The 17,385-nt window shown below is 59.3% G+C and carries 15 protein-coding genes; 11 read left to right on the forward strand and 4 right to left on the reverse strand.

The genetic code is table 11. The features are described from left to right. On the reverse strand, positions 1 to 421 hold a 421-nt coding region (locus DDE77_RS15910), incomplete at its 3' end, for a LysR family transcriptional regulator (protein WP_157959886.1). 160 nt (positions 422 to 581) lie between these two features. Here DDE77_RS15910 and DDE77_RS15915 point away from each other — a divergent pair. Beyond that, positions 582 to 1,301 carry a hypothetical protein gene (locus tag DDE77_RS15915; protein WP_108398478.1) on the forward strand — a complete coding sequence of 240 codons (720 nt, stop codon included), beginning with the start codon at positions 582 to 584 and terminating at the stop codon, positions 1,299 to 1,301. Between the two features lie 479 nt (positions 1,302 to 1,780). On the opposite strand, the gene DDE77_RS15925 is transcribed toward DDE77_RS15915, so the two are convergent. Together DDE77_RS15925 and DDE77_RS15930 are read right to left on the reverse strand one after the other, a co-directional pair. Further along, positions 1,781 to 2,413: a tyrosine-type recombinase/integrase gene (locus DDE77_RS15925; protein ID WP_108398480.1), complete on the reverse strand. Its 633-nt coding sequence runs from the start codon at positions 2,411 to 2,413 to the stop codon at positions 1,781 to 1,783. A gap of 344 nt (positions 2,414 to 2,757) precedes the next feature. After that, entirely contained in the window at positions 2,758 to 3,423 is a 666-nt protein-coding gene (locus DDE77_RS15930; protein WP_108398481.1) for a GntR family transcriptional regulator, read from the reverse strand. 201 nt (positions 3,424 to 3,624) lie between these two features. Here DDE77_RS15930 and DDE77_RS15935 point away from each other — a divergent pair, with 201 nt between their 5' ends. The 3 genes from DDE77_RS15935 to DDE77_RS15945 all read left to right on the forward strand — a co-directional run bounded on the left by DDE77_RS15935 (position 3,625) and on the right by DDE77_RS15945 (position 8,341). Next, positions 3,625 to 5,733, forward strand: coding sequence for an alpha/beta hydrolase domain-containing protein (locus DDE77_RS15935; RefSeq protein WP_157959887.1), 2,109 nt, complete (start codon positions 3,625 to 3,627; stop codon positions 5,731 to 5,733). 60 nt (positions 5,734 to 5,793) lie between these two features. After that, the gene (locus DDE77_RS15940) at positions 5,794 to 7,383 is read left to right on the forward strand and encodes an alpha/beta fold hydrolase (protein ID WP_108398483.1); all 1,590 of its coding nucleotides are present in this window, start codon (positions 5,794 to 5,796) and stop codon (positions 7,381 to 7,383) included. 151 nt (positions 7,384 to 7,534) lie between these two features. Continuing rightward, positions 7,535 to 8,341, forward strand: coding sequence for a carboxylesterase family protein (locus tag DDE77_RS15945; protein ID WP_108398484.1), 807 nt, complete (start codon positions 7,535 to 7,537; stop codon positions 8,339 to 8,341). A gap of 505 nt (positions 8,342 to 8,846) precedes the next feature. Here DDE77_RS15945 and gcvA read toward each other — a convergent pair. After that, positions 8,847 to 9,737: a transcriptional regulator GcvA gene (gene gcvA, locus DDE77_RS15950; RefSeq protein WP_108398485.1), complete on the reverse strand. Its 891-nt coding sequence runs from the start codon at positions 9,735 to 9,737 to the stop codon at positions 8,847 to 8,849. A 128-nt stretch (positions 9,738 to 9,865) separates the two neighbouring features. Between gcvA and DDE77_RS15955 the strand changes: the two genes are divergently transcribed. The 7 genes from DDE77_RS15955 to DDE77_RS15985 are packed head-to-tail and all read left to right on the forward strand — an operon-like array spanning position 9,866 to position 17,302. Next, a complete protein-coding gene (locus DDE77_RS15955) occupies positions 9,866 to 10,276 on the forward strand; it encodes a VOC family protein (RefSeq protein WP_108398486.1) in 411 nt (136 codons plus the stop codon). Positions 10,277 to 10,287: 11 nt separating this feature from the next. Further along, positions 10,288 to 11,472, forward strand: a complete 1,185-nt coding sequence (locus tag DDE77_RS15960; RefSeq protein ID WP_108398487.1) for a hypothetical protein — start codon at positions 10,288 to 10,290, stop codon at positions 11,470 to 11,472. A gap of 12 nt (positions 11,473 to 11,484) precedes the next feature. Then, on the forward strand, positions 11,485 to 12,567 hold the full coding sequence (locus tag DDE77_RS15965; RefSeq protein ID WP_108398488.1) for a ketopantoate reductase family protein: 1,083 nt from the start codon (positions 11,485 to 11,487) through the stop codon (positions 12,565 to 12,567). Beyond that, complete coding sequence (locus tag DDE77_RS15970) at positions 12,564 to 13,679, forward strand: Gfo/Idh/MocA family protein (protein WP_108398489.1); 1,116 nt, start codon at positions 12,564 to 12,566, stop codon at positions 13,677 to 13,679. The genes DDE77_RS15965 and DDE77_RS15970 overlap by 4 nt, the downstream gene beginning before the upstream one ends. After that, positions 13,676 to 15,295: a DUF885 family protein gene (locus DDE77_RS15975; RefSeq protein WP_108398490.1), complete on the forward strand. Its 1,620-nt coding sequence runs from the start codon at positions 13,676 to 13,678 to the stop codon at positions 15,293 to 15,295. The genes DDE77_RS15970 and DDE77_RS15975 overlap by 4 nt, the downstream gene beginning before the upstream one ends. Beyond that, on the forward strand, positions 15,292 to 16,317 hold the full coding sequence (locus DDE77_RS15980; protein ID WP_108398491.1) for an ABC transporter ATP-binding protein: 1,026 nt from the start codon (positions 15,292 to 15,294) through the stop codon (positions 16,315 to 16,317). Before DDE77_RS15975 ends, DDE77_RS15980 begins: the two co-directional genes overlap by 4 nt. Continuing rightward, on the forward strand, positions 16,310 to 17,302 hold the full coding sequence (locus tag DDE77_RS15985; protein WP_108398492.1) for an ABC transporter ATP-binding protein: 993 nt from the start codon (positions 16,310 to 16,312) through the stop codon (positions 17,300 to 17,302). The genes DDE77_RS15980 and DDE77_RS15985 overlap by 8 nt, the downstream gene beginning before the upstream one ends. The last annotated feature ends 83 nt before the right edge of the window (positions 17,303 to 17,385 follow it).

The raw sequence follows: 17,385 nt of genomic DNA on the forward strand, positions 1-17,385 counted from the left end.
ATTCACCATCTCGTAACCCGGCAAGAAGCTCGGAGGTTGACGCAACGATCAATTCGATTTCGGCTTGCGGCAATCGCGTACGAGTACGCTCCATAGCTGCCGAAATCCTGTTGTGGCCAATCGTTTCGCCGACACCAACAGAGATTGGAACCCGCTCCAAGCGCATATGACGGACCGCCTCCGCCTTCGCCTGTCTCGTCTCATCATGAGCCTTCTGCAATCTTGGCTGCATGAGTCTTCCCAGCGGCGTCAGCCTGCATCCCGCTCGGTCCCTGACAAACAGGTCACCTCCAAGCTCGTCTTCAAGTTTCTTGATCGCAGTCGTCAAGGAAGGCTGGGAGACATTGGAGGCGCTGGCTGCGTGGGTGAAGTTTCGGTGCTCGCAGACAGCGAGAAAATACCTGATCTGGTTCATTTCCATCGCCGCATTCTCCGTTACATCTCCAGCCACGCCATCAAACCAACTTCAATAGTCCATGTCTATCAAAGAATAGAATTTCTGAATTGGGTTCGGGCGCATTCGGCATGGGACAAGAGTGCATCGAAACCAAACCTGAAGCACTTCAAATCAGGAGACGACCATGAAAACGCAAATCCTTCAGACAGTCGCCGCACTGGCGCTGGTCACAACTTCTGCAATTGCACAGGACAACCCAATGGTAAATCATACAGCTAGCTACATCGCCATGCCGGCCGCCGAAGGCCAGACCGGAGCTTTCGCGGAGTTTCTGGCAGGTGCCGCACCTATCGTGCGGGAAACAGAGCCGGGAACTGTACTTTGGTTTGCTCTGCAAGCTGACGATATGCTCGCAATCTTTGACATCTTCGCAGATGAAGAAGCACGCGACGCTCACTTCTCAGGAGCGGTTGCTGCGGCTTTGAAGCAAAACGCCGACGCGCTGGTCGACGGCGGATGGGACGACGGTGTTGTCGCGAATATCAACAACTCCGATGTCCTGTCGGTCAAGGCGCCGGTTGATCTCTCCACGGCAACGACCGCAACTTACATCAAGCTCGAAGCTGCTCCAGGGAAAGGCCCCGAATTGGCAGCCTTGCTGACCGCCGCCGGCCCCATCGTCGCAGAAACTGAACCCAAGACATTGTTTTGGGCGGCGCTGCAGATTGACGAGACTAACTTCGCCATCTTCGACATCTTTGCCGACAACTCTGGCCGCGAAGCGCACTTTGCCGGACAAGTCGCCGGACTCCTGAATGAAAAGGCTTCAGAAATGATCTCAGGTGGATGGGACGACGGTGTGGTGGCAAACGTCCATAATTTCGAAATCCTCGCTACCAAGTAATCTCGAGGCGACTTGAGAAAGAAGTGCCCGGTGCAACCCATCGGGCGCTTTGCTGTTTGAATTTAGATTGACGCCAAAGCGGCCGTGCCGGAACTGGCAAGCGAAGCTCGCACTCGCCTCCGGCTTGGAAAGGGCGGCTATCGGCGGGAACATGTCCGCGCCTTCGCCCAACACGCCGAGATCGCGGACGACGCGATCTACATCAAAGGCAGCAAAAAACACCCTATTGAGGACGCCGGTAGCCACCAAAGGAGGGACGTCGGCGGGATCGGCGTTCCCGGTTTTTACCAAAGTGGCAGACCGGGTGGGATTCGAACATATACGCCGAAGTAATCGGCTTGCGCTTGGCTACGCCGTGAGCGATGTCGGCTTTCGGGACGCCGCAAGCGGCAGTCGAACGGCCGGAAAGGGGGCGCAGTGAAGACGGGCAGGGCAGGGGCATGTAGCGGCTCTGCCCAGAATGGGCAAAGCCGCAGGGCTTAAATCTCCGTTGCCTCAGACAGCGAGAGTGCATCGTCTACGTCGACACCCAGGTACCGCACGGTGTTCTCTATCTTGCTATGCCCGAGCAATATCTGAATGGCTCTCAAATTGCCTGTGGCCTTGTAGATGATCGACGCCTTGGTTCGGCGCAGCGAATGGGTGCCATATTCCTGCGGTGTCAGACCGATGGCGGTGACCCATTCGTCTACCAGGCGCGCGTACTGACGCGTGCTCAGGTGGCGATCAGCATCGACGCGGCTCGGGAACGCAAAGTCATCGACCGTGCCGCCTCGTCGCTCCAACCAAGCCAGCAGGCTGGTTCTTGTGTCTGAGGTGATCTCAAACTGAACAGGTCTGCCCGTCTTCTGCTGGATGACCATCGATCTAGAACGGATTGTCGGGCCAGCCACGAGTGTGCCGATCTTGATCTTCACCAGATCGCATCCCCGTAGTTTGCTGTCGATCGCCAGATCAAAGAGCGCTCGATCTCGCATTCGACCTTCGCGGTCGAGGAAGAAGCGGATCGACCATACCTGTTTGATCTTTAGAGCGCGTTTTGCGCCGACCTGTTTGCCGGCGTTCCAAGCTGGCCTCCCTGCCGCAGCAGGATCATACTGTGAGATACCCATTACGTTTCTCCTATGGCCAAAGTGGCCGGCAGAGGAACGGTTGAGCAACGGGCCCTACGGCCGTGGACATCAAAGATCGCCAAAGGGGCAGTGGGCTACCGACCCCCCTTTCGCCATTCGACGTCGAGCCGGGCCTTCCTAAGACCTGCCATCAGGCTTGCTCGTCATTCTCGATCCAGGTGTTGAGTGTTGCCCGATCTCTAAACGCAATCGTAAGCAAGTGATCAGCTTCTATTGCGGCCACAAAATCGAACATGCGCCAAATTTTTAGGGTCAATTCAACCGGGATGCGCAATGTGACGAGATCTGTCTCGATCGGCTTAAATTGCCAAACAGTTGCTAAACTATCCTCTAGCTAGGCGATCGTCGTCCGCATCGTTCCACCGTCGAATATGCGCAGTGGTGACGCTCAGAAAGCCTTCAAGATCACGCCGTTCCAGCGCGTCAATCATAGCGAAGTGCTGTTCAGCCGATCGCCGCATACCGCTGACGGTCGTCCAAGGTCGGTATTGTGATGGCAGCGCCAGTTCCCGAAGTTCATTGACCATGTGTGCCATGGTGGCATTGCCGCACAGGGCGATCAGAGCACGGTGGAAATCGTGGTTGGATAGGTCAATCTCGCCCAGATCGGCATGTTCGATACTCCACGCGAACTTCTCCGCCTTTTCTCGCAGCGTGACGATGTCCTCGCCCCTCATCCGCTCGATGATCCACGCCGCAGCTGCCGTCTCCAGCACAAGGCGCACCTCAGCGTTCTGCCGGGCTTGATCGGCGTCATAGGTCGCTAGGCGATAGCCATAGTTTTCGACATGTTCGAGCGCACGGAGGGTGGCCAGCGCCGCGAGCGCTTTACGCACCTCGTTGCGACTGGCCGCGTAGCGCTGTTCCAAGTCTGCGAGACGGAGCCATTCGCCGGCACGATACCGGTTGGCAATGATATCCTGCTTGATCCGGAATACCAACCGCCGGTTGCTCTCGCTCGTCTGATCGTCCACCTCTTTTGCCGTCACGACCGCTTCGTCCTCTTGGGTTTTTGGCCGTTCTAGCAGCCAAGATGCGCAGTTACATCACGGTCAATGTGAAATTTTTTGCGCACATATTGGCGCAAATTATTGTCACGACAGGACTGCGACAGGTTTAGTTCCCTACATTGCGGATGTATTGCCGCCCCGAATGCGGTGCAGGGCCAAATGGCCCGGGAGGACATTGCAATGAAACTCAGCCGATCCGGCGGCATCGTATCTATTGCCGCCTCGCTGCGAGCCTTAACGCTTGCTGGCGTCAGTCTCACCACCATGGTCGCAGGAACCAGCCTCGCTCGGGCCGAGATAACCCGGATTGAAATCACTGGAACTACTATAGTCAGCAACGGCGCCGATCGCGGGAATGCAGTTGGCGACTACGAACTGATCACCGGGCGCGCCTATGGCGCTGTCGATCCCACTGACCCGCTCAATGCCATTATCACCGACATTGCGCTTGCCCCGCGCAATGCCCAAGGCCTCGTTGAGTATGACACCAAGTTCACCCTGGCCAAGCCTGTCGACATGGACAATGCCAGCGGACTGCTCTGGTACGACATCGTCAATCGTAGCACAGGCAGCGTGGGCGCCAACGCCTACGGTCATGTGCAATTGCTAAGCGGCTGGCAGGGCGACATCGCCCCCACTGCCACGAATTACACAGCCAATGTGCCCGTTGCGACAAACCCGGATGGCAGCTCGATCACCGGCAAGGTTCTTGCCCGTATCGTTGATCCGAAACCCGACACCAATACTGCGCCGCTCGCAATTCTGGGCCGTGCCATTCCCTATGACGCCGCTTCGCTTGATACCAGCAAAGCCAGCCTCATCATGAAATCCTCTGAAAAGCGCACCGGCGAACTCGGTCCCATTACCGAAGTTGCCGCCGAGGATTGGGCCTTTGCCGATTGCAGCACCACGCCCTTCCCTGGCACACCAGACCCGCGCAAGCTCTGCGTGAAGGATGGTTTTGATCCAGCCTATCTCTATGAAGTGGTCTACGAGGCCAAGGACCCGCTGGTGCTCGGTCTGGGCCTTGCGGGCATGCGGGACTTGGCATCCTTCTTCCGCTATTCGGAAGACAAGACCAATCCGGTGGCTGGTGCGATCAACCACGCGGTTATCAAGGGCGTGTCCCAGTCGGGCAACACCCTTAAGACCTTCCTGCTGCTTGGCTTCAACCAAGACGAAGAAAACCGCATAGTTTTCGATGGTGCCAATCCGCATATAGCCGGTCGTCTGACCACCATCAATGTGCGCTTTGGCGTGCCCAGCGGCTCGGGCACGCTCTATGAGCCAGGTGGCGAGGGCGTGCTCTGGTGGAATGATTATGAGGATACCGTGCGCGGCCGCAAGGCCGGTGGCCTTCTCACCCGATGCACAGAAAGCAATACCTGCCCGAAGATTTTCGAAACCTTCGGTGCCGCCGAATTCAACGCCCGCCTTTTCACCGTAGCCTTAACCGGTACTGACAAGAAGGCTGACCTTCCGCTGCCCGACAATGTCCGTCGATACTATTTTCCAGGCAACACACATGGTGGCGCGTCGGTTAGTACTTTCGCGCTGGCTGGCGAACCCAGCAATGCATGCCTTCTGTTCAACAATCCTAATTTCCAGACAGAACAGATGAATGCTCTAGGGCTTGCCCTGATCGATTGGGTCGTGGACGGCATTGAGCCGCCGCCCAGCGCCTATCCGACGCTGGCCAATGGCGACCTTGCTGAAAACACCGCCAGCGCCATGGGCTTTCCTGCAATTCCAGGCACGATCGGCCCCGATGGCTTGGCCATCGGTTTGATGGATTACGATTTCGGTCCAGATCTCAACTACAACGACTTTTCGGGCGTGTTGAGCAACCAGCCACCGTCCATTAAGCAAACGATTCCTCCGCTGATGCCCAAGGTAGATGCAGATGGCAACGAGACGAGTGGGTATCCATCCTTGCTGCACCAGGCGCCATTGGGCACCTACACGGGATGGAATGCGACAAAGGCCGGGTTCTTTGCCGGTCAACCTTGCGGAGGCGGCCTGACCGGTGGCTACATCCCATTTGCGGAGACCATCGCCGAACAAGAAGCTGCCGGTGATCCGCGGCCTTCGCTTGAAGAGCGCTATGGCACCGCAGAAGGCTATGCCTGCGTCGTGCGAGACAAGGCGCAAATCCAAGTATCACAGCGACTGCTGCTCCACGAGGACGCCGACCGCCTTATCGCTCTGGCGCAGAACGTAACTTTCCTGCCGGTCAGCGAAGCTTCCGACCAGGCACGGCAGACAGCGGATAGGCTCTGTCACCGATAGGACAACTTGGCTCCGGACCAGCGGCGGCCCGGAGCCACCGCAACTGTGAAAGAGGATCAAATGCATCAAACACTCCTGTCCGCCACTGCGCTTGCCGTAGTCCTAGCAACTGGCCCGTCATTTGCACAAAGCGTCGTCAATCCCGGGACACCTACACCCGAGTGCACCATTCGGGTCAACGTGGACCGAAACTCTGAACTTCCAGGCTACCTGGCCGATTGGGACGGAACGGATGTCTGTTTACCGTTCATGCCGACCAATCAACTCATCCCCGCAGACTATAAAGGCGACTTCTACGTGGAGGAGTTCACCGATGCCCGGGCTAGGCAGAAATGGGAAGCCTGCAAAGCTGATCCAGCATGCGCAGAGAAAACGCTGACCAGTGCCCGTGGCTTTGCCAAGTTTGAGCCGCGGGACACCGGTACTGTTGTTCCAGAGGGCGGCATTGAGTTTGAGGGCGATGTGGACCTTGCCGACATTCGGCGCCCTGCGTTTTTTGGCGACGCACCCTACAATGAGCCGATCGCCGAGGTTGATGCAAAGACCTACATCGTCGAATTTACTGTTCCGCGCGATAGCTACGAGCGGAATCACCTTGATCTTTCCGGCGACATCAAATTGCGCGGCTGGTTCATCAAGGGAACCGGTGTCGACGACGGCAGCGGCAAGAAAGTTCGGGCGCTGGTTATCCTCAATAATGGCGGCGGTGGGGAGATCACTTCGATCGACAATCCCGCGAGTGAGGCCTATGTCCTTGAGGCGGCGACCGGCAACTATGTGTCCAATGCTGACGAGGCCCTGTCGGAGGAAACCGGCATGCGCTACTGGCGCGGCTTTCTCCATGATTTTAGCAAGGCAGGCTTTGACGTCCTGATTACCGATCGTCGCGGTAATGGCATTTCTGGTGGGCAGAACGGCTACAACACAGCCGAACAAGCCAACGACATTTTCCGCGAACTCACGCAGCTCGATAGCGGCGACGGTCTGCGCCTGCTTACGCCGGAAGGCGCTGTCCACGAAGGCGCCGACGCGGCGAGGTTCCTTCTCGATGGAGCTTCCGCTCACCAAGTGCCGGTTGTGATTGGAGGCTACTCCCGAGGCTCCTATGCGACGCAGTGGTTCATGCAAAAGAACTTCGTCGAAAACTGCAACTTCGATGTGCCGGATGCGGGTTGCGAGGAGCCGGTTGGACTCGATAACATCAAGGGCGCCATTCTCTACGGACCAAACTCAGCAGGTCTCGGCTACCGCGTGGCCGGGCATGATGCAATTGAGGGCGCCCTACGCGAAGATTTCAGCACAACCTACTATGTTGATAGCAGCGCTCTGGCGGGCGTAGACAAGTGGCCGGCGCTACAGATTGTCAAAGGCACTTGGGATTATGTCGAGGGCCTTGAAGGCTCGCTTGACACCTACAAACGCGCGACCGGGCTCAAAGACATCTCTGTTTTCCTTGGTCCCCATGGCCTTGCCACCCAGCATCCGGAAAACATGAAGTTCGCAGGTGAACGCATGGTGGCCTTTGCTACGGCCGCCGTTCTGGGTCGAGACAGCGTCCAGGACAGCGTCGCTCCAGCCGACCTCAAGGAGCTTGTTCTTTCCGTGCCGCACCACTGGGAACTGACAACGGATCCCGCGCGTAAGAACTAAGTTACGGACGTGGTCCGTAGAGAGCGTCTTCAGGGCACCAATGCTTTCGTGCCTTGAATTCCACGGATGCAGCTGAGCGTCGTCTGGTCCATGGTTGGCTAGGGGAAGGAGTCTCAGATACGAGCATGAGATTCAATATGGGAGGTACCAAATGATCTCGAAAAAAAGCCTAGTTTCCATTGGTCTGGGGTCAGTGATGGCGGCAGCCTCAGCCTTGGCGATGTCGCCTTCTGCATACGCCGAGCAGACCCAGCATACGATGAGTAAGCCAGTCCAGGTCGAAATGGACTATCTCCTTGACCTGCCGGCCAACTACGACGAGACGGCTGCGGAGGCCTATCCGCTCATTGTTTATCTGCACGGTGGTGGTGCCGCCGATCTCGAGCAGGTGGCGGAAAATTCTCTCCCGGCGCTGGTAGCTGCTGGCGACTATCCGTTCATTATGGTGTCTCCACGCAATCCCCGCGAAGAGGAGTTCTTTCCACAGGAGTCGGTTGCTGCGGTGGTGGAGGAAATTGCATCCACCTATCACGTTGATCGCGATCGGATCTACCTCGTTGGCAACAGTCGTGGCGCGTTTTCGGCCTTCCAGATCATCCAGAACTATCCGGACGTTTATGCGGCCGTGGTAGCCGTGTCAGGGGGAGGTATCCCGCATTATCTCGATCGCGTAAGGGCTTGGACGCCGTTCTGGATTTTCCACGGCACCAACGACGACACTGTCCGGTTCATCGAGTCAGCTCAGATGGTTCAGAAGCTGAAGGAGCTTGGGGGCGACCGCGAGCTTCGCTTTTCAGCGTATGAAGGTGCCACTCATGAAGAAACAGACGACCTTGCTTGGGCAGAGCCGGACTTTTTTGAGTGGCTACTGAAGCAGACTCGTGTGGCGCCTGAGAACTACACACCGACCGCAAAGTCCACCGACTTCGTCGGCGAGCCGGTTCCCGTTCTGAAATAGGCATTTCGCCTTGCTTAAGCGAAGGGGCATCAGTGTCCCTTCCCACAAATTGTGAAGTGTGCTCCTCTCGGTGGGATGCTGGACTTTTTTCGTTCGCCTTGAGCCCTCAGCACTCAGCCAGTGCCCACGAGGCCGTGCAGGGACGTCGTTGCCCTTGCAGTAGGCGCAGATCGTGGCGGTTGACATACACCGATGTCGTCTGCGACGTCGCGGGTAGGCTTGCTCCAGATAATGTCGAGAAGCTCTTGGCGAGCGGTTACCGCAATACGTGACGCCGAAACGTTGTTCTAATCAGCATGTGCGATTGCATCCCTATGCGATCCTTCGGGATGAACGGCGGCAAACGAATGACTGCTTCATGAACCGCGCAGTCGAAAGCGGACTGGCGGGATTCCATCCCCAAGATGCCGGTCGGCAGATGACCTGATGTCGAGCAAGACAAACTCGACTGGCCGCAATGGAGTGGATGCCGGTCGGTCTCATTCTTGCCGGGACAACTCAATGTTTAATTTAACTGGTCTAGTACCCACTTTCGAAACGCCATGACGCGGGGCAGGCCGGCCTTGGTTTCCGGCGTGATAAGGTAGTAGGCTCCGGGACCTGCTACCCGTTCGGGAAATGGGGAAATTAACTGGCCGTTCTGCAATTCCTGCTCGATCAGGAATGTTGGCAGCAGCGCCATGCCGAGCCCAGCCTTGGCCGCTTCGATGATCATGAAGAAGTGCTCCAGCCGCGGACCCCAGCTGATTTCAGGAAGGTCCGCACCGATCGAGCGAAACCAATATTCCCAGCTATCGGGGCGCGTAGAGTGATCGATCAGGCGATATTGCTTGAGCTGAGTTGGTGAGGTGAGGGGAGGGCGGTTTTCCAGCAGCACCGGCGAGCAGACGACCTGGACCTCTTCGCTCATCAGCGGGTCGATCAGGGCATCTGTCCATTGGCCATGGCCGAACCGGATGGCAATGTCGATGCGTTCATGCGTGAAATCAAGTTCCCCGTCGCTGGAAACGACATTCACCGAAACGTCCGGATAAAGCTTCTGAAACGAGGGCAGGCGCGGCAGGAGCCAGCGCGTGCCGAACGTGGGTAACATCCCCACCGACAATGTTCCCTTGCCCGCTTTTGAGGACATCAGCTCCACCGTACCGGCCTCCAGCAGATCGAGTGAACGGCTCACAAGGCGGCTGTAATAGAGCCCCTGGTCGGTAAGCTGGATACGCCGGCTTCGACGCGTGAACAGCGGCACCTCCAGATAGTCCTCGAGGCTGTGCACGAGCCGGCTAGCGGCACTTTGGGTGACGTTCAACTCCTCTGCCGCCCGGGTAAAGGAATTGTGTCGCGCTACTGCTTCGAAAGTTCGTAATGCGTTGAGGGAAGGAAGAACGCGTCGTTTCAAAGATTACCATTCCATAGACTCATGCAAGCGCAATCTTTATGCGCCTTGCGGCAGGACGCCAAGCGGTTAGCTTTTTCGCAGGCCGGCAGAGACGCCGCCAACCTCGTTGACCCTTTTGGACCGACCAAATGATCCCATTTCACATGGCCTTTGCCGTGAAGGACAAAGAAACCACACGACATTTCTACGGCGAGATCATCGGCTGCAAGGTTGGACGAGAAGCTGAAAACTGGATCGACTTTGATTTTTTTGGTCACCAGCTGTCCGCCCACATCAACAACGATCCCAAGCCCCAGGCTAAGTCCAAGGTGGGCAATGACATGGTGCCGTTGCACCATTTCGGCGCCGTGCTGCCTTGGGACGTTTGGAACGGGCTGATCGAGCGCCTGCGCAACGCCTCCTACGCATTTGTCATGGAGCCCAAGATCCGCTTCGAAAACGAGCCGGGCGAGCAGGGCACGTTCTTCCTCCTGGACCCTTCCGGCAACGCGCTGGAGTTCAAGTCCTTCCGCAATCCCGACGCCATCTTCGAACACTGAGCCAGATCACCATGAACTCCTTCGAGATCGGTCGCGACCTCACATCCATCACCATGGGCATTGATGCCTTCGAGCGTCGCCAGCCTGCTGATCGCAGCCTGCTAGGCGGCGAAGGCCTTGTGCCGATCTATCTTGGCAAGGACAGCATCGCGCCGCGCGAATACAGCGATGTCGAGACCATGAAGGCCGATCTCGACAAGCTCGCATCGGCAGCCAGTGCGCTGCCAGCCGGGCCGCGCAAGGTGTTCCTTGAAGGCATGATCCGCTCCGTGCGCACCGCCACCAAGATGCTGGCCGGCGCAAGCCCGAGCTTTGAGGAAAAGGTCACCCAACTGGTGGGCGCTCCCGCCGGCCGCGAGGATGAAGCCGTGATCGAGGACGCCCGGTCCAAGCTCGACGCGGTGCTCAAGCGCTCCGGTTTCGTGAATGGCTCCTTGGGCGAGCGCGTTGCTGCCTGGGAAGAAGCCCGCGCCGTTCCCGCCGAACAGGTCGAGACAGTGTTTCGCGAGCTGATGGCGCAAGCCAAGGCCAAGACCGATGCCATGATCTTCGACACCGGCGACTATGACATGGTCCTCAACCCGGTGCGTGGCATGTTCTACACCGCTCGTTGCTCCTTCAACGAAGGCAAGATGGACCTCAACTTCGACTTGAGCTTCACGCGCGCCGCGCTCAAGCATCTGGTCTGCCACGAAGTCTATCCCGGCCATTCGACCCAGCTGCTGTCGACCAAGGCGGCCGTTGATGCAGGCGAAGCTCCAGCCGATGCGCTCCTCATCACGACCGACGCGATCACTGGCTGCGTGCAGGAAGGCATCGGAGATCAGGGCGTTCATCTCATCGACTTCGTTGAGGATGATGACGACGCAATCCATATCGAGCTGCGCCGCGTGCGCAGTGCCGCTCAGACCAGCGCCGCCTGGATGCTGATGGTGGAAGGCGTGCCGCGCGAGGACGTCGCCAATTACCTTCGCACCACCGCCATGGGCCAGGAAGCCTGGGTGCAGGGCCGCCTGCGCATGGCCGCCCACCCCTTCCGCGGTCCGTTCATCTCGTCCTATTGGGCCGGCAACGAAGTGGTGCGCAAGGTGCGCGAACGCGTGACCGATGCCGAACGGCCGGCTTTCATCAAGGCGCTCTATTCCTACGCCAATTCGCCGGAAAGCCTCGCCATGTTCCCCCAGATTGCCAACTAAGAGGCAGAACCCATGAAATTTACGATCATCGGTGCCGGCGCCATTGGCGGGCTGGCCGGAGCCTACATGACCAAGGCCGGGCACGATGTGCTGCTGGTCGACCGCTGGAAGGAGCACGTGGACGCGCTCAACCAGGGCGGCATGCGCATCGACGGCGTGCGCGGCGACATGACCATCCCGGTCAGGGCCGCGACGCCCGACCAGCTTTCCGGCGATCTGGGTGTGGTTTTGATTGCTACCAAGTCCCAGCACACGCTGGAGGCTCTCCAGCAGATCGTGCCGCTTTTGACGCCGCAGAGCGCTGTGGTGTCCTACCAGAACGGCTTCAACGAGCCCGACATGGTGGCGCTGCTCGACCAGGCGGGCCTGCCCGGCAAGGACATCATCATCGGCTCCATACCCAATTACGGTGGCGCGCTGGTCGACCCGGGCTATGTCGAGTTCGTACATGAGGGGCCGATCCAGTTGGGCGAGATGAACGGTGAAATGACGCCGCGCCTCAAGGAGATCGGCGACGCGCTCTCGGCGCTGACCGAGGTGCAGTATTCCGACCATATCTGGGGCCAGATCTGGGCCAAGGAAGTTTATTCCGCCCAGGTGGTGTTTTCTGCCCTGGCCGACGCCAAGATCCGCGATACGCTGGGCGTGGAACGCTATGCGCGCCTTGCCGGTGCAGTGGTCAAGGAAGCGCTCGAAATTGCCGACGCAAATGGCATCGAAGTTCAGGCCTTCGACTTCTTTGATCCCGCCAATTACCGGGTCAAGACAGCCGAGGACACCAAGAAGCTGATCGACAACGTCAACCACGCCATCTGGCTCCTTAAGAAGGACCAGGACAACAAGCCCACCCACAACTTCAAGAAAAAGGGATCGGGCATCTGGTGGGACATTGTTTATCGCAAGCGGCCCTCCGAAACCCGCGCTTTTGCTGGCAAGCTCATTGAGTTCGGCAAAAAGGCCGGTGCCGATACCCGCCTCAACGAGAAGATGGTGGGCATGATCTACGAGATCGAGGACGGCCAGCGCGAACTCGGCTTCCACAATTATGATGAGCTCGAGGCCTATGCCGCCGAGATCGGAAAGACCCTTCCATGACTTCTAAGCTCGGCGTCGGCCTGATCGGCGCACATACTTGGGCCGACAAGGCGCACCTTCCCGGATACAAGGCGCATGAACGCGTCGACCTCATTGCCGTCTGCGATATCGATCCTGATCGCGCCAAGGCGATGGGCGAAAAATATGGGGCCAGGAAAGTCTATTCCGACCCCGAAAAGCTGATTGCCGATCCGGACGTGCAGATGGTGGACGTGTGCACGCCCACCCATACCCATCTGCCGCTGAGCCTGCTCGCGATCGAAGGCGGAAAGCACGTGCTTTCGGAAAAGCCGCTGCACACTGAAGCCGCCCCCGCCTTTGACGCTGCCGCCAAGGCCGATGCCAAGGGCGTGCGCACCAAGCTCGGTTTCACCTTCCGCTATTCGCCTGCCATTCGGCAGATCAAGAAGTGGATCGATGACGGCACCCTTGGCGAAGTGTTCCATATCCATGGCTTTGAGCAGAACTCCCAATGGCTCGACCCGCAGGAACCGCTGCGCCAGATCACGCCGGGCGTTGACCGCAATTCGCTGATCCCCGCCTCGATCGTCGGCTATGGTTCGCACCTGATCGACCTCATGCGCTGGCTGGGTGGCGAGTTCGGCTCGGTCGCCTCGACCATGAAGAACTTCATTCCCGAGCGCATCGTGCGCGGGGAAGTGGGCTTGCAAAAGATCAAGGTTGAAGACGGCGCTGTCGCGCTTGTCGAGTACGCCAATGGCGCACAGGGGCTGCTGCAGACGTCTTATGTGGCGGTTGGCAATTACCCGGGCGTTGAGATCCGCGTCTATGGCTCTAAGGGTGCAGCCGTTGCGCGGCTGATTTCAGAGTTCGGCACGGCCGAGACGCTCAAGATCGCCAAGGCCGAGGCCGTCGAATTCATCCCCTACGATGTGGGTGCCGACGCGCTGCCGCCTGGAACCACGCTCAACACCCCGTGGCCCGAACTTTACTACCGTAACCTCGTGCGCCATTTCGTGGATGAAATCCTCGAAGACCGGCCGCAGGAATGCACGTTCTTTGATGGCGCCAAGAGCCAGGAGATTGTCGATGCCGTGATCCAGGCGCATTTCGAGCGCCGCTGGGTCGATCTGCCGGGCAAACTGGTATGACGCTGGCCTTTGATCCATCGCTGGTTGATGCGTTTCTGGCGCATCACTGGCGGTTCCGTCCGGTCGATGCGACCTTCATGGGCGACAAGAACCACGATAGCCTGCTTCCGCCAGCCGGTCCCGAGACCCTGGCAGAAGAACTCCAGGGCATTGATGCGCTCCTTATGCAGCTCGAAAACAGCGCTGAGCCAGACAATTTGGGCGATCGCCTGGACCGGCGAATGATGCTGGCCGAGTTGCGCATGCAACGCCTTGCCGCGCAAACGCGGCCGCGCCTCCATAATCCTGCCTGGTATTCGGGCGAGGCGGCCTTCGCGATCATTTCGCTGCTCCTGCCGCAATCCATGCCGATCCGCCATGAGGCGCTGATTGCCCGGCTGGGCGGCATGTCGGCTTTCCTTGAAAATGCCATCGAACGCCTTCAGGGCGTTCCTGCGCCAGAAGGTTGGGTCAAGCGCGCCCAAAAGGAAGCCACGGCCATGGTCGGGTTCCTGCGCACCGACATAAAGCTGCACGAAGAATTCGCTGACGACTGGGCCGAGCCGGCACGCCGTGCGGCCAATGCCTTTGAGGTTTTTGCCTCGGCACTCGATGGCCAACCCGATGCTGATCCCGCCTGTGGCGAAGCCTATCTCACCGAGCTGATGGGCGAATTGCATGGCTTGCCCATGTCGCCACGCGAAGCGGTGGACATGGCAGAGACTGCTTATCGGCGCATGGGCGACGAGATGGTCGAAATGGCTAGAGCGATCGATCCCTATCGGTCATGGCAGGACATCATCGCCGAGCTGTCCGACATCCATCCCGCCGATGCGGAAGCCGTGTTCGACAGCTACATGGACCTGGACGTGCAGGCGGTTGCGCAGGGCTCGAGCCTTGTGACGCCGGCCCAGGAATATGACCTCGACTATCGCTGGATGGCGCCTTGCTTCCGCAAGATCAGCCAGCCGCTTTATTTCCTGTTCTACCGTTCGCCTCCTGCGCTCAATCCAGGCGCTGGCAGCGTCTACTGGATCACTCCACCCGGTGACGACGAAGCGGCATTTCTGCGCGCCAACAACACGGCCATGGTCAAAACCATTCATGCCGTGCACCATGGCAGCGTTGGGCACCACACCCAGAATACCCGCGCCCGCGCCGCCGCCTCCCGCATCGCGCGTCTAGCCGGCACCGATTGTGCGCTGGGCCTGGCATTTTTGGGCTCTGGCACGTTGATCGAAGGCTGGGCCTGCTACGTGGAAGACCTCCTCATGGAAGCGCCCGGCTTTTATTCGCCGGCCGAGATGCTGCTGCTCAAGCAGTTCGAGCGCCGCAACGCGGCGAGCGTGCTGGTCGACATCAAGCCCCACCTGGGCGACTGGAGCCTTGAGCAGGCAATGGACTTCTATCGCGAAGCCGGGTTTGCTCCGGCCCGCGTCGAAGGCGAAGTGGTGCGCAATTCCATGCTGCCAGGTTCGCGTCTCATGTACTGGATCGGCGTTGAAGGCATCAAGGCGCTGCGCCAGCGCTGGAAGGGTGACACGCTCAGCTTCCACGACAGTCTCCTGAGCTATGGCCATGTGCCATTGGCCTGGATCGCCGAAGAAATGGAAAGGGCAGGGCAACTCAACCCATGACGGCTGAAACCACAACGCCGCTGCTCGACATCAAAGGCCTCGTCACCGAGTTCCGGACAGAATCCGGTGTGGTCCAGGCCGTCAAGGGCGTGGACCTGACCATTGGCCAGGGCGAGACTGTTGCGCTGGTTGGCGAAAGCGGATCGGGCAAGTCGGTCACCAGCCTTTCGGTCATGCGTTTGATCGCCAAGGGCGTCGGTTCGATCACTGCAGGCGAAATGCTGTTCCGCACACGCGCCGGGCAGGTGATCGACCTCGTCAAGCAGCCCGAAGGCGCGATGCGTGCCATCCGCGGGAACGAGATCTCGATGATCTTCCAGGAGCCGATGACCTCGCTCAATCCCACCCAGAAAGTGGGGGCACAGATTGCCGAGGCTGCGCGCCTTCATCAGGGCCTCACCCGCAAGCAGGCCTGGGCGCGCGCAGTGGAGATGCTGGCGCTGGTGGAAATTCCCGATCCTGCCCGCCGTGCCGAGGTTTTCCCCCACCAGATGTCAGGCGGCATGCGCCAGCGCGTCATGATCGCCATGGCCCTGGCCTGCAATCCCGCCCTGTTGATTGCCGACGAGCCGACGACGGCTCTGGATGTTACCGTGCAGTTGCAGATTCTGGAGTTGATGCGACGCCTGCAGCGCGAGATCGGCATGGGCATCTTGTTCATCACCCATAATCTGGGTGTTGTTGCCGAAGTCGCCGACCGTGTCGCCGTGATGTATGGCGGCCGCATTGTCGAGACGGCGCCCGTTCGGGAGTTGTTTGCCCGCCCGAGCCATCCCTACACCAAAGGTTTGCTGGGCAGCCTGCCGGTCGTGGATCACGCTGCGCGCGCACGCGGCGAGCAATTGCGGCTGCGTGCCATCCCGGGCAGCGTTGTTGATCCACGTAATCCGCCCCGCGGTTGTGATTTCAACCCGCGCTGTGCCTGGGTTATTCCCCAATGCCGCGAAGCGGTGCCCCCTCTCTTGCCAGTTGTTCCCGAGCACCGGGCCCGCTGCATCCGTTGGAACGAAGTGAATGGCTGAGCCACTCCTGGTCGTTGATGACCTCAAGGTCCACTATCCCTTGGGCAAGACGCTGTTCAAGCCAGGCGTGACGCTCAAGGCGCTTGATGGCGTGTCGTTTACCGTCGGCCGCGGCGAAGTGGTCGGCTTGGTCGGGGAGTCCGGCTCGGGCAAAACCACCTTGGGCCGCGCCGTGCTGCGCCTTGTGGAGCCAACCGCAGGCAAGGTTCATCTTGACGGCAAGGACGTTACGGCGCTCCCGCCCGCCGAGCTCAAGAGCCTGCGCTCGCGCATGCAGATCATCTTCCAGGATCCCTATGCCAGCCTCAACCCCCGCATGAGCGTGGGCCAGACACTGGGCGAGGCGCTGATGCTCCACCGCATCGGCACCCGCAAGGATCGGGACCAGCGCATTGGCGACCTGCTGGAGAAGGTTGGTCTGCCACGCACTGCCGCTGCCCGCTTCCCGCATGAGTTTTCCGGCGGACAACGCCAGCGCATCGGTATCGCACGAGCCTTGGCCGTCAATCCCGAGTTCATCGTCGCAGATGAGCCCGTCTCGGCACTGGATGTATCCATTCAGGCGCAGATCATCAATCTCCTGCAGGATCTGCGCAAGGACCTGGGCTTGTCACTGCTCTTTATCGGGCATGACCTGTCAGTTATCGAGTTCCTGTGCGACCGTGTGATCGTCCTTTATCTCGGCCGCGTCATGGAAATGGGTACGGCGGCCGGTCTCTACGCCAAGCCGCGCCATCCCTATACGCGCGCGCTGCTTGACGCCGCTCCGGTCCCCGATCCAACTATCCGCCGGGAACGCATCACCCTCAAGGGGGACCTGCCAAGCCCGGTCAGCCCACCGTCGGGTTGTGTTTTCCGCACCCGCTGCCCCTATGCCATCGAGCGCTGCGCCCAAGTCGTGCCGCCCTTGGAAGAGGCAGCCAATGGCCATCGCGTCGCCTGTATCCAAAGCCACGAGCTTGACCTGTCCAACCCTCTGGCCTGAGCGGCGCTGCCCAAATCGCAAGCACCCTGTTCAAGAGCGCGCCAACCCCGGCGCGCTGAACCACCATTTCTGTGCATCAGATC

It is taken from the genome of Devosia submarina (assembly GCF_003056345.1).
Classification (GTDB): Bacteria; Pseudomonadota; Alphaproteobacteria; order Rhizobiales; family Devosiaceae; genus Devosia; species Devosia submarina.

What these genes read in the sequence shown, in the direction of transcription:
- DDE77_RS15915 (WP_108398478.1), top strand. Translation starts at nt 582, where the DNA reads ATGAAAACGCAAATCCTTCAGACAGTCGCCGCACTGGCGCTGGTCACA.
- DDE77_RS15925 (WP_108398480.1), bottom strand. Translation starts at nt 2,413, where the DNA reads ATGGGTATCTCACAGTATGATCCTGCTGCGGCAGGGAGGCCAGCTTGG.
- DDE77_RS15935 (WP_157959887.1), top strand. Translation starts at nt 3,625, where the DNA reads ATGAAACTCAGCCGATCCGGCGGCATCGTATCTATTGCCGCCTCGCTG.
- DDE77_RS15940 (WP_108398483.1), top strand. Translation starts at nt 5,794, where the DNA reads ATGCATCAAACACTCCTGTCCGCCACTGCGCTTGCCGTAGTCCTAGCA.
- DDE77_RS15945 (WP_108398484.1), top strand. Translation starts at nt 7,535, where the DNA reads ATGATCTCGAAAAAAAGCCTAGTTTCCATTGGTCTGGGGTCAGTGATG.
- DDE77_RS15955 (WP_108398486.1), top strand. Translation starts at nt 9,866, where the DNA reads ATGATCCCATTTCACATGGCCTTTGCCGTGAAGGACAAAGAAACCACA.
- DDE77_RS15960 (WP_108398487.1), top strand. Translation starts at nt 10,288, where the DNA reads ATGAACTCCTTCGAGATCGGTCGCGACCTCACATCCATCACCATGGGC.
- DDE77_RS15965 (WP_108398488.1), top strand. Translation starts at nt 11,485, where the DNA reads ATGAAATTTACGATCATCGGTGCCGGCGCCATTGGCGGGCTGGCCGGA.
- DDE77_RS15970 (WP_108398489.1), top strand. Translation starts at nt 12,564, where the DNA reads ATGACTTCTAAGCTCGGCGTCGGCCTGATCGGCGCACATACTTGGGCC.
- DDE77_RS15975 (WP_108398490.1), top strand. Translation starts at nt 13,676, where the DNA reads ATGACGCTGGCCTTTGATCCATCGCTGGTTGATGCGTTTCTGGCGCAT.
- DDE77_RS15980 (WP_108398491.1), top strand. Translation starts at nt 15,292, where the DNA reads ATGACGGCTGAAACCACAACGCCGCTGCTCGACATCAAAGGCCTCGTC.
- DDE77_RS15985 (WP_108398492.1), top strand. Translation starts at nt 16,310, where the DNA reads ATGGCTGAGCCACTCCTGGTCGTTGATGACCTCAAGGTCCACTATCCC.